Origin of the sequence: Pseudomonas sp. FeN3W, from assembly GCA_030263805.2 — a bacterium.
In the GTDB taxonomy this organism is placed as follows: domain Bacteria; phylum Pseudomonadota; class Gammaproteobacteria; order Pseudomonadales; family Pseudomonadaceae; genus Stutzerimonas; species Stutzerimonas stutzeri_G.
In genome coordinates, this window is the sequence record CP136010.1 from 2,861,440 (window position 1) to 2,875,355 (window position 13,916).

Consider the following 13,916-nt stretch of genomic DNA (forward strand, 5'->3'; position numbering starts at 1 on the left):
TGTGCAGTCGTCCCCGTCGGAAGGAGTCCGGTTTGCCCGCAAGACTCGCGATCGGTTGGCACTCAATCGCCTTTCTCGCTGCGTTTCTGTTGCTCGTCGCGCTTGGCTGGCAAGGCAAGCGCACGCAGGAAGCGCTGTTGCAGACCAATCGCTCGGTCAGTCACAGCCTGGAAATCATCACCTCGGTCCAGGCGATCTTTTCTTCGTTGCAGGACATCGAAACCGGTTCGCGCGGTTTCATCCTCACCGGCGACCCCACCTATCTCGAGCCCTACGAGCGTGGCCTCAGACAGCTGGAAGGCAACCGGCGCAGCCTGCAGCGCCAGGTCGAGGGGCGCCACTTTCCCGATCGGCGCTGGTTCCAGACGCTCGATGCGACCATCGCCGAACGCCTCGAAGTAGCCGCAGGCAACATACAGACCCGCCGCGAAGCCGGGCTGCAGGCTGCCGTGGAGCGTCTACGCAAGGCCGGCGGGCACCTGCTGATGGACCGCCTGCGCGCATTGCTCAACGCCGTCGAGCAGCACGAGCGCAGCCACCTGGCCGCCGCCAGCGAAGCCGTGGCACGCACCACCGAGCGCGCTCAACGGCTGGCATTGATCGGCACACTGGTGGTGATCGGACTGTTCCTGGCCGCCTTCTGGGCCCTGCAGCGAAATCTGCAGATTCGCCAGCAGCTCGCCCGTGGTGCCCAGGCCGGCGAGGCACGTCTCGGAGCGCTGTTGCAGGCCATCCCGGACCATCTCTACGCGGTCGATGAGCGGCAGCAGGTCTCCAGCATTTCGCGTGGCACCCCGCGCCGCGCGCCGCCACCGGAAGCGATCGAACCCTTGCTCGTCGAGCTGCTCAATCAGACCGACGAAGGCGCACTACGCCAGAAGACCTGGTGCGAGTTGCAGACCCAGCGCACCTTCGAGGTGCGCCTGATGCCCACCGGGCTGGGCGACCATCTGGCCATCGCGCGCGACGTCAGCGAACTGCAGCGCAACCGCGACAGCCTGCACGATCAGCAGGTGTTCCTCCGCCGGGTGGTCGACACCGACGACAACCTGATCTTCGTTCGCGACGCCCAGGGTCGCTTCCTGCTCTGCAATTCGGCGCTCGCGACGCTGTTGAACGTGCGCCCGCAGGACATCGAGCAGCGTCGCCCCGATGAAGTGCCGTCAGCCGTGCGGCTGCAGCCGCTGCTGCTGGGTGACGAAGAGCTGGCCGAGCTGGCGGGAGGCAGCAGCGAACTGCGCAGTAGCGAGGTTGCGCTGACCGATGCCCATGGCACGGAGCACTGGTTCCAGGTGGTCAAGCGACCGCTGCGGATCTCGGCACGCACCTGCCATGTGGTCACGGTAGCGGTGGACATCTCACTGCGCCGACGCATGGAGCAGATGAAGACCGAATTCATCTCTACCGTCAGCCATGAACTGCGCACGCCGCTGACCGCCATCCGCGGCGCGCTCGGCATGCTGATCGGCGGTATCGCCGGGCATATCGGCGACGACGCCCGCCCGCTGCTGGATATCGCGCACAAGAACAGCGAACGCCTGGTGCGCCTGATCAACGACATCCTCGACATCGAAAAGCTCGAAGCCGGGCGCCTGGCGTTCAACTTCGGCCGCCACGACGTGCGCGCGCTGGTGCAGCAGGCGCTGTCGGACATCGAGCCGTACGCCCGCGACTACGGCGTCAGCCTCGCGTTGGTGAGCGGCGACGAGTCGCGGTCGAGCGACGCCATGGTCGACCCCGACCGCTTCGCCCAGGTGATGGCCAACCTGCTGTCCAATGCGATCAAGCATTCCCCCGCCGGCGGCAGCGTGACGGTCGATCTTGGTCACCACGACAACGTGCTGGAACTCGGTGTACAGGATCACGGGGCGGGGATTCCCGAGGCTTTCCGCGGGCGGATCTTCGAACGCTTCGCCCAGGCCGACTCCTCCGACGCCCGCCAACGTGGCGGCACCGGGCTGGGCCTGGCGATCACCCGCTCGCTGGTGCAGCAGATGCACGGGCAGATCGGTTTCGACTCCCAGGAAGGCCACGGCTCGCGCTTCTGGCTGCAGCTGCCACTGGAGGAGCAATCCGCAGCGCCCCTGCAGCGACCCGCCGCACCACGGGCCAGAGCCGCTCAGGGTGACGACGCGCCGCTGATCCTCATCCTCGAGCCGGACACGCGGGCCGCCGAGCAGATGGCCACAGCGCTGCAGCAACATGGCTACGCCACCTTGATCAGTGGGAGCGCAGCCGAGGCACGCCAGCTGTTGCTGAAGTTCGACGTCGAGGCACTGACCCTCAGCCCGGCACTGGATGACGAGAACAGCGCGGCTTTCCTGCAGAGCCTGCGCAGCCAGCACAACTACCGCAACCTGCCGGTGCTGATCGTCAGCTTGCAGCCGCAGCGCCGCGACAACGACGACGGCACGCTGCGCGGCGGCGCGGTGGGTGTGATCGACTGGCTGCACAAACCGATCGATCCCTCACGAGTCATGGACGTGATCCGCGCCTGCCTGCAGCTCGGCGGGCACAAGCCACGCATCCTGCACGTCGAGGACGACGACGACCTGCGGGTCCTGCTGGCCAGGCAGATCGCCGCGCTCGACGTCGACCTTTCCGGCGCCGCGACGCTGCACGACGCCCGCGAGCTGATCGCGGCACAGACCTTCGACCTGGCCATCATCGACCTGATGCTGCCGGACGGCCAGGGCACCGAGCTGTTCGACCAGCTGGCACAGAGCGTCCCGCCACCACCGGTGATCATCTTTTCCGCGCTCGACACCCCGATTCAGGACAACCGCCTGGCGCTGCGCCAACTGGTGAAATCCCGTCACGACGGCGATGAGCTGGCCAGGCTGATCCAGCACCTGCTGCAACACTGGCCGCCGGGGCACACTCACGAAACCGACGAGGCTCATCCATGAGCGAATCCGCCAGCAAACGCATTCTCATGGTGGAAGACGAAGAGGACATCGCCTTTCTCATCCGCTACATGCTCGAACGTCACGGCTTCGTCGTCGACCACGCCGCCGATGGCCGCCAGGCCCTGGAGCACTTCGCCCAGGCCGAGCCGCCGGACCTGACGCTGATGGACATCATGCTGCCCTACCACGACGGCCTCGAGCTGATCGAACGGCTGCGGGCGCAACCCGGCTGGCACAGCGTGCCGGTGCTGATGCTGACCGCCAAGGCGCGCGAGGTGGACATCGTCCGCGCGCTGGAGCTCGGCGCCGATGACTACGTGACCAAGCCCTTCCAGCCGGAAGAACTGCTGGCACGCATTCGCCGACTGCTGAGGGGTCGCCGATGAAGCGAGCGGTCATGCTGCTTGCCCTGGCGCTGCCTTGCGGTGCGGCGCTGGCGGATGTCGCCACCGCCGAGCGGCAGGTCCAGGCGCAACAACTGGAAGCTGCCGAAGCCACGCTGCAGGCTCATCTGGCCAAGCAGCCGGACGACACCGCGGCGCAGTTCCTGCTCGCCCGCATATTGAGCTGGCAAGGCCGTCCGGAACGGGCGCTGCCGATCTATCGCCACCTGCTGCAGCAACAGCCGGACAACGCCGACTACCTGCTCGGCGAGGGCCAGGCACTGCTCTGGGCCGGCCATCCACAACGTGCGCTGGCTTCGCTCGAGCGCGCCGCCCAGCTCGCGCCGGACTATGCCGAGGTGCAGCAGGTGATCCAGCAGGCTCGTGCCGCGCTGACTGTGCCCAGCAGTGCGGCGACACCAGTTCCGGTGGTCGATGCCGCGACCAGGCGGCGCCACGAACTGGAAATTTCCGCCCGCCAGGACTGGCTCGACAGCGGCTTCGACAACTGGCGCAGCCAGCGCCTGGACTACGCCTCGACGAAACCGGAAGGCCTCGGCTGGTATGGCGCGCTCACCCGCGAGCAACGCTTCGGCGAGTGGGATGAGGGCGTGGAAGCCGGCGTCGTCATTGCGCTGGACGAGAACTGGACCCTGCAACCGGAGGTCGGCTACCAGCCATCGCCGTATTTCCTCCCCGAATGGCATGCCGATCTGCGCCTGCAGCGGCGGCTGCCGGACGGCTACCTCGGCGCCGTCAGTGTCCGCCGCACCGAATACGAGACCACCCGGGTCGACCGCCTGGCGCTGAGCGCCGAACGCTACTGGAACGCCTGGCGCGCCGGCTACACGCTGAATGTCACCGATGTCGCCAATGCCGGCACGCCGATCGGCCATGACCTGGCGCTGGACTACTACTACCATGGCCTGAGCTACGCCGGCCTGCGCCTGACCGTCGGCGAGGAAGAGGCGGTAGAGGAACAGCAGCTGATCACCAGCGACGTGCGCGCCGTCAGCCTGCAGGGTCGCCACTGGTTCGACAGCCGCTGGGCGCTGAGCTGGGAGGTTGGCTATCACCAGCAGGGCAGCTACTACGACCGGCAATGGCTGCAGCTCGGCCTGCGACATGCGTTCTGAATGGCTGGCCGGTTGCCCGCCCTGGCTGTGCGAGGTACCCGGTCGACTCTGGCTGAGTGTCTGGCCGGAAGATCGCATGCTGCAGCTGGCACTGTACTGCGCCTTCGGCCTAGGTGCGCTGACCCTGCTGGTGCTACTGCAGGTGCTGCTGCTCGGCGAGCTGTCGCGCCGGCGCGCCGTGCGCCGTCAGCAATTCAACGAACAGTGGCGGCCCTTCTTCGCCCTCTGCAGCCTCAGCGACGAACTGCCGACCAGCCATGCGCCGCTGCCGCGGCGGCATCAGCTCTGGTTCCTGCTGCAGTGGAACCGCACCCAGCTGCAGCTGCGCGGCGCCGCGCGCGAGCGCATGAACCGCGCGCTGATCACCCTGGGCATGGATCGTCAGGCACTGGCCCTGTTGCGCGGACGGGTGCGCAGCAAGCTGATCGGCCTGACCTGTCTGCGCCATCTGGCGGATCCGGCGCACTGGGGCGCGGTGCAGCCGCTCTTGCTCAACCGCAACGCCATCGTCGCCCTCTCCGCCGCCCAGACCCTGGTAGCGATGGACGCCAGCAAAGCCATGCAGCTGATCCTGCCGGCGGCGGTGAATCGCCCCGACTGGGCGCTGCCGCGGCTGATCAGCCTCTGCCAGCAGGCTGGCGAACAGGCCGTGACCACGCCCCTGCTGATCGTGCTGGCCTCCTCGGAAGATCCGCGCCGGGAGCGTCTGGTTCCACTGCTGACGCAGGGTGATCCGCGCCATGCTGCGCCTTGGGCGCGAGCCCGTCTGGACGAAGGCGCGCCCGCGGAATACCTGCAGGTGGCGCTGCGCTGCCTGTACGAGCTCGGCGATCCGCGTGATCGCCCGCGCCTGCTGCGTGCCCTCGAACACCAGCAGGACAGCGTACGCCTGGCTGCGCTACAGGCGCTGCACAAGCAGGCGCGCTGGGAAGACGGCGAGCTGTTCCTGCCACTGCTCGCCGACAGCAGCTGGTGGGTGCGCCAGGCCGCGGCCGACAGCCTGGCGACGCTGCCAGGCGCAACGCCGAAAGGCCTGCAGCAACTGCTCGAGCAGGTTCATGATCGTTACGGTAAGGACGCGTTGCGGCGGGCCATCGCGGAGGTGCGCCGGTGACCGAAACCTGGTTGTGGTGGTTGCAGGTCGCATTCATCCTCTATTTCCTGCTGCTCAACGGCATGTATCTGCTGCTCAACCTGCTGTCGATGGCCAGCCTGATGGGCTATATCCGCCAGCGCGCGGAAACCGGCGAGCTGGCGCCCTATCTCGGCGTCGAACCACCGGTGTCGGTGCTCATGCCGGCCTTCAACGAGGAAGCGACGATCCGCACCTCGGTGCGCTCGATGCTGCAGCTGCAATACCCCGAGTTCGAGATCGTGGTGATCAATGATGGGTCGAAGGACAACACGCTCGCCGTGCTGATCGAGGAATTCGACCTGGTGCCGCACCCCGAGCCGTTACGCCAGGCGGTGGCTCATCAACCGGTGCAGGCCATCTACCGCTCGCGCCGCTACGCCAACCTGCGCGTGGTGGACAAGGCCAACGGCGGCAAGGCCGATGCGTTGAATGCCGGTATCAATGCCGCGCGCTACGGCCTGTTCTGTGGCGTCGATGCCGACTCGATCCTGCAGCGCGACAGCCTGCTGCGCGTGGTGCAGCCCTTCCTCGAGGACGAGCGCACCATTGCCGCGGGCGGCACGGTGCGTATCGCCAATGGCTCGCAGGTGCGTGGCGGCTTTCTGATCCAGGCCGGGCTGCCACGCAACTGGCTGGCGCGCTTCCAGATCGTCGAGTACCTGCGCGCCTTTCTCTTCGGCCGCCTCGGCTGGTCGCCGCTCAATGCCGTGCTGATCATTTCCGGTGCCTTCGGCCTGTTCGACCGCGAACGGGTGATGGCGATCGGCGGCTATCGCACCGATACCGTCGGCGAGGACATGGAGCTGGTGGTGCGGCTGCACCGTTATCATCGCGAGAAGCGCATCCCCTACCGCATCCGCTACCTGCCCGATCCAATCTGCTGGACCGAATGCCCGGAAGACCTCGGCACTCTCGGCCGCCAGCGCAGCCGCTGGCAACGCGGCCTGGCGGAAAGCCTGAGCCGCCATGCGCGGCTGGCCTTCAGTCGGCGTGGCGGCACGCCGGGTTGGCTGGCCTGGCCGTTCATGACACTGTTCGAATGGGTCGGCCCGCTGATCGAGCTGGTCGGCTACGGCTTCATGCTCGCCGGGTTCGCCTTCGGGGTGGTGTCCTACGCGGCGCTGGCGGCCTTCCTGCTGGTGGCGATTGGCATGGGCATTCTGCTATCGGTCAACGGCCTGCTGCTGGAGACCATGTCCTTCCGCGTCTACAACCGCCGGCGCGACATGCTGCAGCTGTTTCTGATGGCCGTGCTGGAGAACTTCGGCTACCGCCAGCTGAACACCGTCTGGCGCTGCCGTGGGCTCTGGCAATGGTTCTCCCGGCGCAAGCACCAGTGGGGCGCGATGCGCCGCAGCGGGCAGTGGGGGCAAAGCTAGCTGAACGCTCAGAAAACCGTAGGGTGGATCACGCTTCATCGATCCACCATGGCTGTGCGACAAGGTGGATGTAAAAAGCGACATCCACCCTACGGATGACGTCAGAGCTGAATCCAGGTCGCCTTCAGCTCGGTGTACTTGTCGAAGGCGTGCAGCGACTTGTCGCGACCATTGCCGGACTGCTTGAAGCCGCCGAACGGCGCCGTCATGTCGCCGCCGTCGTACTGGTTGACCCACACGCTGCCGGCGCGCAACGCCCGCGCGGTGCGGTGCGCTTTGGACAGGTCGGCGGTCCATACGGCCGCAGCCAGGCCGTAGGGCGTGTCGTTGGCGATCGCCACCGCTTCCTCTGCGCTGTCGAAGGTGATCACCGAGAGCACCGGGCCGAAGATTTCCTCCTGAGCGATCTTCATCGCGTTGCTCACGCCATCGAAGATGGTCGGCTCGACGTACAGCCCGCCGGTTTCCTCCAGCGTACGCTGGCCGCCGATCAGCACCTGCGCTCCCGCCTCGCGACCGGCGTCGATATAGCCGAGCACGGTATTGAGCTGCTGGGTATCCACCAGCGCGCCGACGTTGGTCGCCGGGTCCAGCGGATTGCCCGGCTTCCAGCCCTTGAGCGCCTCGACCACCATCGGCAGGAAGCGCTCCCTGATCGAACGCTCCACCAGCAGCCGCGAGCCGGCGGTGCAGACCTCGCCCTGGTTAAAGGCGATTGCGCCAGCCGCGGCTTGCGCTGCCGCCTGCAGGTCGGGCGCGTCGGCGAAAACGATGTTCGGGCTCTTGCCTCCGGCCTCCAGCCAGACGCGCTTCATGTTCGATTCGCCGGCATAGATCATCAGCTGCTTGGCGACCCGCGTGGAACCGGTGAACACTAGGGTATCGACGTCCATGTGCAGCGCCAGCGCCTTGCCGACGGTGTGGCCGTAGCCCGGCAGGACGTTGAGCACGCCGGCCGGGATGCCGGCATCGATCGCCAGCTGGGCGATGCGGATGGCGGTCAGCGGCGACTTCTCGGAGGGCTTGAGCACCACCGAGTTGCCGGTGGCCAGCGCCGGGCCGAGCTTCCAGCAGGCCATCATCAGCGGGAAATTCCACGGCACGATGGCCGCCACCACGCCGACCGGCTCGCGGGTAACCAGGCCCAGCTGGTCATGGGGCGTGGCCGCCACCTCGTCGTAGATCTTGTCGATCGCCTCGCCGCTCCAGCGCAGCGCCCGCGCGGCGCCGGGGATGTCCACCGCCAGCGAGTCGCCGATCGGTTTGCCCATGTCGAGGGTTTCCAGCAGCGCCAGCTCCTCGCGGTTGGCTTCCAGCAGATCGGCGAAGCGGATCATTACCGCCTTGCGCTTGACCGGTGCCAGTCGCGACCAGCTGCCGGCCTCGAATGCAGCACGGGCGCTGGCCACCGCACGCTCGGCATCGGCCTGGTCGCAGCTGGCGACCTGCGCCAGCAGCCGTCCGTCCACCGGGCTGATGCAGTCGAACTGGCCACCGTCCACCGCGGCGCAATATCCACCCTGGATAAAGGCGCGACCTTCGATGTGCAGGTCGCGGGCACGCTGTTGCCAGTCGGCGAGGGTCAGGGTGGGCATGGTGCATCCTCTCTGTCAGATCTTCGGACTGTGGAAAAGGCACCCTAAACCAGCGGTGCGGACCCTATCAATATTTTTTACGAACGGCCGGCCAATCGCCTTGTTTTGTTCGTTTTATTAAACATAGACTCGATGAAAACCCTGCGGCTCGCTGCCGCAGCATAGTTGCTCGCCACCCGGAGCCAGCCCATGTCCCAGGATTTCCATCCCAACGCCTCGCCTGATCACTTCTGGATGCCCTTCACCGCCAACCGCCAGTTCAAGGCCACGCCGCGTCTGCTGGAGAGCGCCGAGGGCATGTACTACACGGCGAGCGACGGCCGTCAGGTGCTCGACGGCACCGCCGGGCTCTGGTGCTGCAATGCCGGCCATGGGCGCCGCGAAATCAGCGAGGCGGTGAGCAAGCAGATCGCCAAGATGGATTTCGCCCCGACCTTCCAGATGGGCCATCCGCTGCCCTTCGAGCTGGCGGAGAAGCTCGCCACCATCAGCCCCAAAGGCCTGAACCGGGTGTTCTTCACCAACTCCGGATCGGAATCAGCCGATACCGCGCTGAAGATCGCTCTGGCTTATCAGCGTGCCATCGGTCAGGGCTCGCGCACGCGGCTGATCGGCCGCGAGCTGGCCTATCACGGCGTCGGCTTCGGTGGCATGTCGGTCGGCGGCATGGCCAACAACCGCCGCGCCTTCGGCCCGATGCTGCCGGGTGTCGATCATCTGCCGCACACCCTCGATCTGCAGCGCAATGCCTTCAGCCGCGGCCTGCCGGAGCATGGCGTGGAGCACGCCGATGAACTGGAACGACTGGTGACGCTGCATGGTGCGGAGAACATCGCCGCGGTGATCGTCGAGCCAATGTCCGGCTCGGCCGGGGTGATCCTGCCGCCGGTGGGCTATCTGCAGCGGCTGCGCGAGATCACCGCCAGGCACGGCATCCTGCTGATCTTCGATGAGGTCATCACCGGCTTCGGTCGCGTCGGCGAAGCCTTCGCCGCGCAGCGCTGGGGCGTCACGCCGGACATCCTCACCTGCGCCAAGGGGCTGACCAACGGCGCGATCCCCATGGGCGCGGTGCTGGTCGCCGACCACCTGTTCGATGCGTTCATGAACGGGCCGGAAAGCGTCATCGAGTTCTTCCACGGCTACACCTACTCAGGGCATCCGGTGGCCTGCGCGGCGGCGCTGGCGACCCAGCAGATCTATCAGCAGGAAAACCTGTTCCAGAAGGCCATCGACCTGGAGCCCTACTGGCAGGAAGCGCTGTTCAGCCTCAGGGACCTGCCCAACGTGATCGACATCCGCACGGTCGGGCTGGTCGCGGGTATCCAGTTCGCCGCCCATGCCGATGGCGTCGGCAAGCGCGGTTACGAGATGTTCCGCGAGTGCTTCGAGAAGGGCCTGCTGGTACGCGCCAGCGGCGACACCATTGCGCTGTCGCCGGCGCTGATCGTCGAGAAACCGCAGATCGACACGATGATCGCGCAGCTCGCCGATGGCATCCGCCAAGCCGGCTGAAAGACCGGCCCTCACGTAGGTGGGCGTAGGTTGGGTTGAGCGCAGCGAAGCCCAACGATGTGCCAGGCAACGCTTCGGCATGAGTTGGGCTTCGGCGCTGCGCGCCTCAACCGCAACCTACAGGTCATGGGTGTTACAGCGATTCCAGGCAGTCGGCCAGGGTATCGCCCAAACCTTCGAGCAGCTGTTCGTAACCTTTGGCGTCCGTCGGCAAGCCGATGCCCAGCACATCCAGTTCCGCCATCTTCACCGGCAACCCGGCAGTCAGGGTTTCGGCCAGACGCGGACGCGCCGGCGGTTCGCTGAACACGCAGCTCGGCCCGGCCTGCTGCAGCCGCTCGCGCATCGCCGCCACATGCCGGGCGCCGGGTTGCGACTCGCCACCGGCACTGAACACGCCGGCGTGGCGCAGACCGTAAGCCGCCTCGAAGTAGTCGTAGGCCTCGTGGAAAACGAAGAATGGCTTGTTCTGCACCTGGTTGAAGCGCTGCTTGAGGCGTGTGTCGAGGGCCTCGATGCGCCGGGCGAAGGCCGCCGAGTTGGCCTGATAGCGCTGTGCATTGGCCGGATCGGCGACGGCCAGGTCAGCCGCCATGCGCTCGGCGATGATCAGCGCATTGGCCGGCAGCAGCCACAGGTGCGCATCGAGCGTGCCCGGGCGATGGTCGTGGTCGTGCTCGTCGGCATGGGCGGTCTCGCCATGCGCGGCCTCTTCATGCCCGTGAGCATCATGGTCATGGCCGTCGTGATCGTCGTGATCGTCGTGATCGTCGTGATCGTCGTGATCGTGATGCTCAGCCGCGTCATGCACGTGCGCATCGCCAAAACGACGCAGGGTCAGCTTCGGCAGGTCCTGCACCGCCACGGTCGTGCCTTCGCGAGCGCTCAGCGCGCGCGGCAGGAAGCTCTCCAGATCCGGACCGATCCAGTAGAACAGCTCAGCATCGCGGATGCGCCGTACGTCGGACGGACGCAGCGAATAATGATGCGCCGAAGCGCTGGCAGGCAGCAGCACATCAGGCTCACCGACACCATCCTGCACGGCCGCAGCGATCAGCTGCAGCGGCTTGATGCTGGTCAGCACACGAACCTCGGCGTGGGCGGACGCGGCGCCGGCAACCAGCGCCGCCAACAAGGGAAGAGAGAAAAGACGATTCACGGGCGTCACTCGTACGGAGGGAATTGGTACATAATAACGTCTCTACCCCAACACGTCGCCGCTCATGTCCAAGACCCCGCTGGCCTGTACGCCCCACGACCATGACCATTGCGTCAGCCACGCGCTGGCCGAAGCCGATAGCCTCTGCGCGCGCCAGGGCGTGCGCCTGACCGCCCTGCGCAAGCGCGTGCTGGAGCTGGTCTGGCAGAGCCACAAGCCGCTCGGCGCCTACGACATCCTCGCCGTGCTGAGCGAGCAGGACGGCCGCCGCGCCGCACCACCCACCGTCTACCGCGCGCTGGATTTCCTGCTGGAGAACGGCCTGGTGCATCGCATCGCATCGCTCAACGCCTTCATCGGCTGCAACCATCCGGAGCATCCGCACCAGGGCCAGTTCCTCATCTGCCGTCATTGCCACACCGCCATCGAGCTGGAGCGCCCGGCCATCGCCGAGGCCATCGACGCCGCCGCCGGCAGCGTCGGCTTCACCGTCGAGGGGCAGACCGTGGAAGTGGTCGGCCTCTGCTCGAACTGCCGGGAAGCCGCATGAGCGAGGTGCTGCTGCGGCTGGATGACATCCACGTGCGCTTCGCCAGCCAGAACGTGCTGGAAGGCGCGCAACTGCAGGTGCATCGCGGCGAGATCGTCACCCTGATCGGCCCCAACGGCGCCGGTAAGACCACGCTGGTGCGCGCCGTACTCGGCCTGCTGAAACCCGATCGCGGCCAGGTCTGGCGCAAGCCGAAGCTGCGCGTCGGCTACATGCCGCAGAAGCTGCACGTCGATGCCACCCTGCCGCTGTCGGTACTGCGTTTCCTGCGCCTGGTGCCCGGTGTCGACCGCGCCCGCGCCCTGGCAGCGTTGGACGAAGTGGGGGCCGAGCATGTCATCGACAGCCCGCTGCAGAAGATTTCCGGCGGCGAGATGCAGCGCGTGCTGCTCGCCCGCGCGCTGCTGCGCGAGCCCGAACTACTGGTGCTGGACGAACCGGTGCAGGGTGTCGACGTCGCCGGCCAGGCCGAGCTGTACCGGTTGATCGGTGTGTTGCGCGACCGCTACGGCTGCGGCGTGCTGATGGTCTCCCACGACCTGCACCTGGTGATGAGTGCCACCGATCAGGTGGTCTGCCTGAACCGCCACGTCTGCTGCTCGGGGCACCCGGAACAGGTCAGCAGCGACCCGGCCTTCGTCGAGCTGTTCGGTCAGGATGCACGCAGCCTGGCGATCTACCACCACCAGCACGACCACAGCCACGATCTGCACGGCAGCGTGGTGACCGGAAAGCCCCACGTCCACGGCCCCGACTGTAAACACGGATAGCCTGCGCAATGCCTGATTTCCTTCTCAACGCCCTGCTCGCCGGCCTGGCCCTGGCGCTGGTCGCCGGCCCGCTCGGCTCCTTCGTCGTCTGGCGGCGCATGGCCTATTTCGGCGACACGCTGTCACACGCCGCGCTGTTCGGCGTCGCCCTCGGGTTGATGCTGGACGTCAACCTGACCCTGGCGGTGACCGTCGGCTGCGTGCTGCTCGCCCTGCTGCTGGTGACCCTGCAGCAGCGCCAGCCCCTGGCCTCGGACACGCTGCTCGGCATCCTCGCGCACAGCACGCTGTCGCTGGGCCTGGTGTCGCTGAGCTTCATGGATGACGTGCGCATCGACCTGATGGGCTATCTGTTCGGCGATCTGCTCGCGGTCGGGCCGAGCGATCTGGCCTGGATCATCGGCGGCAGCGCCCTGGTGCTGCTGATGCTGATCCCGCTGTGGCGACCGCTACTGGCGATCACCGTGCACGAAGAGCTGGCCAAGGTCGAAGGGCTGCCGGTGGCCGGCATCCGCCTGGCGCTGATGCTGCTGATCGCCGTGGTGATCGCCGTGGCGATGAAGATCGTTGGCGTGCTGCTGATCACCTCGCTGCTGATCATTCCCGCCGCCGCCGCACAACGCCATGCGCGCACCCCGGAGCAGATGGCGCTGGGCGCCAGCACGCTGGGCATCGTCGCCGTATGCCTGGGCCTGACGCTGTCCTGGTTCGAGGACACCCCGGCCGGGCCGTCCATCGTGGTCAGCGCCGCCGCGCTGTTCCTGCTCAGCTTCGCCTGGCCGAAGCGCGCATGACCGATCTCAAGTACCTGCGCGGCTACCCCGAGCCGTTGCTGACGCAAGTGCGCCAGCTGATTGCCGAGCAGCGTCTGGGCGACTATCTGCAGCGGCGCTATCCCGGCCGGCATCAGGTGCAGAGCGACAAAGCCCTGTACGGCTACGTGCAAACGCTCAAGCAGGAGTACCTGAAAAGCACGCCGCCGATCGACAAGGTGCTCTATGACAATCGCCTGGACCTGACCCATCGTGCGCTGGGCCTGCATACCGCGGTGTCGCGGGTACAGGGCGGCAAGCTCAAGGCGAAGAAGGAAATCCGCGTCGCCGCACTGTTTCGCGAGGCGGCGCCGGAATTTCTGCAGATGATCGTGGTGCACGAGCTCGCCCACCTGCGCGAAAGCGAGCACAACCGCGCCTTCTACAAGCTGTGCGAGCACATGCTGCCCGGCTATGGGCAGATCGAGTTCGACCTGCGGCTGTTCCTGCACTGGCGGGAGCTGCAGGACAGCTGACCAGCCGCCCGGCTGGAACTTGCGTAGGGTGGAAAACTCGCGAAGCGATTTTCCACGCGTCAGCGCCTGGTTTCGCCTCATGCCGGACCTGCCGCCT

General features: G+C 66.8%; 12 protein-coding genes. 10 read left to right on the forward strand and 2 right to left on the reverse strand.

Annotated elements, in window-relative coordinates; translation table 11 throughout:
- Window positions 1-32: 32 nt before the first annotated feature.
- The 5 genes from P5704_013560 to P5704_013580 are packed head-to-tail and all read left to right on the forward strand — an operon-like array spanning window position 33 to window position 6,942.
- A complete protein-coding gene (locus tag P5704_013560; GenBank protein WOF77091.1) occupies window positions 33-2,909 on the forward strand; it encodes a CHASE3 domain-containing protein in 2,877 nt (958 codons plus the stop codon).
- Window positions 2,906-3,295, forward strand: a complete 390-nt coding sequence (locus P5704_013565; GenBank protein WOF77092.1) for a response regulator — start codon at window positions 2,906-2,908, stop codon at window positions 3,293-3,295. The genes P5704_013560 and P5704_013565 overlap by 4 nt, the downstream gene beginning before the upstream one ends.
- A complete protein-coding gene (locus tag P5704_013570) occupies window positions 3,292-4,428 on the forward strand; it encodes a YaiO family outer membrane beta-barrel protein (protein ID WOF77093.1) in 1,137 nt (378 codons plus the stop codon). Before P5704_013565 ends, P5704_013570 begins: the two co-directional genes overlap by 4 nt.
- Complete coding sequence (locus P5704_013575) at window positions 4,418-5,542, forward strand: HEAT repeat domain-containing protein (protein ID WOF77094.1); 1,125 nt, start codon at window positions 4,418-4,420, stop codon at window positions 5,540-5,542. The genes P5704_013570 and P5704_013575 overlap by 11 nt, the downstream gene beginning before the upstream one ends.
- Window positions 5,539-6,942 carry a glycosyltransferase family 2 protein gene (locus P5704_013580; protein WOF77095.1) on the forward strand — a complete coding sequence of 468 codons (1,404 nt, stop codon included), beginning with the start codon at window positions 5,539-5,541 and terminating at the stop codon, window positions 6,940-6,942. The genes P5704_013575 and P5704_013580 overlap by 4 nt, the downstream gene beginning before the upstream one ends.
- 101 nt (window positions 6,943-7,043) lie before the next feature.
- On the opposite strand, the gene P5704_013585 is transcribed toward P5704_013580, so the two are convergent.
- Window positions 7,044-8,537 (reverse strand): aldehyde dehydrogenase, encoded by a 1,494-nt coding sequence (locus tag P5704_013585; protein WOF77096.1) that lies wholly within the window; start codon window positions 8,535-8,537, stop codon window positions 7,044-7,046.
- A gap of 189 nt (window positions 8,538-8,726) precedes the next feature.
- On the opposite strand from P5704_013585, the gene P5704_013590 reads away from it, so the two are divergent.
- A complete protein-coding gene (locus P5704_013590) occupies window positions 8,727-10,052 on the forward strand; it encodes an aspartate aminotransferase family protein (protein ID WOF77097.1) in 1,326 nt (441 codons plus the stop codon).
- 133 nt (window positions 10,053-10,185) lie between these two features.
- On the opposite strand, the gene P5704_013595 is transcribed toward P5704_013590, so the two are convergent.
- Window positions 10,186-11,211: a zinc ABC transporter substrate-binding protein gene (locus P5704_013595; GenBank protein ID WOF77098.1), complete on the reverse strand. Its 1,026-nt coding sequence runs from the start codon at window positions 11,209-11,211 to the stop codon at window positions 10,186-10,188.
- A gap of 64 nt (window positions 11,212-11,275) precedes the next feature.
- Between P5704_013595 and zur the strand changes: the two genes are divergently transcribed.
- From zur to P5704_013615, 4 genes are read left to right on the forward strand one after another with little or no spacing between them, the layout of a single operon-like run.
- The gene (gene zur, locus P5704_013600) at window positions 11,276-11,761 is read left to right on the forward strand and encodes a zinc uptake transcriptional repressor Zur (protein ID WOF77099.1); all 486 of its coding nucleotides are present in this window, start codon (window positions 11,276-11,278) and stop codon (window positions 11,759-11,761) included.
- The gene (gene znuC / locus P5704_013605) at window positions 11,758-12,531 is read left to right on the forward strand and encodes a zinc ABC transporter ATP-binding protein ZnuC (GenBank protein WOF77100.1); all 774 of its coding nucleotides are present in this window, start codon (window positions 11,758-11,760) and stop codon (window positions 12,529-12,531) included. The genes zur and znuC overlap by 4 nt, the downstream gene beginning before the upstream one ends.
- An 8-nt stretch (window positions 12,532-12,539) precedes the next feature.
- Window positions 12,540-13,325, forward strand: coding sequence for a zinc ABC transporter permease subunit ZnuB (znuB, locus tag P5704_013610; protein WOF77101.1), 786 nt, complete (start codon window positions 12,540-12,542; stop codon window positions 13,323-13,325).
- Window positions 13,322-13,819, forward strand: coding sequence for a M48 family metallopeptidase (locus P5704_013615; GenBank protein WOF77102.1), 498 nt, complete (start codon window positions 13,322-13,324; stop codon window positions 13,817-13,819). Before znuB ends, P5704_013615 begins: the two co-directional genes overlap by 4 nt.
- The last annotated feature ends 97 nt before the right edge of the window (window positions 13,820-13,916 follow it).

Bases quoted from the DNA above. Each gene is read 5' to 3' on its own strand.
- zur (WOF77099.1), top strand. From the start codon at position 11,276: ATGTCCAAGACCCCGCTGGCCTGTACGCCCCACGACCATGACCATTGC.
- P5704_013570 (WOF77093.1), top strand. From the start codon at position 3,292: ATGAAGCGAGCGGTCATGCTGCTTGCCCTGGCGCTGCCTTGCGGTGCG.
- P5704_013575 (WOF77094.1), top strand. From the start codon at position 4,418: ATGCGTTCTGAATGGCTGGCCGGTTGCCCGCCCTGGCTGTGCGAGGTA.
- P5704_013590 (WOF77097.1), top strand. From the start codon at position 8,727: ATGTCCCAGGATTTCCATCCCAACGCCTCGCCTGATCACTTCTGGATG.
- znuC (WOF77100.1), top strand. From the start codon at position 11,758: ATGAGCGAGGTGCTGCTGCGGCTGGATGACATCCACGTGCGCTTCGCC.
- P5704_013615 (WOF77102.1), top strand. From the start codon at position 13,322: ATGACCGATCTCAAGTACCTGCGCGGCTACCCCGAGCCGTTGCTGACG.
- znuB (WOF77101.1), top strand. From the start codon at position 12,540: ATGCCTGATTTCCTTCTCAACGCCCTGCTCGCCGGCCTGGCCCTGGCG.
- P5704_013565 (WOF77092.1), top strand. From the start codon at position 2,906: ATGAGCGAATCCGCCAGCAAACGCATTCTCATGGTGGAAGACGAAGAG.
- P5704_013585 (WOF77096.1), bottom strand. From the start codon at position 8,537: ATGCCCACCCTGACCCTCGCCGACTGGCAACAGCGTGCCCGCGACCTG.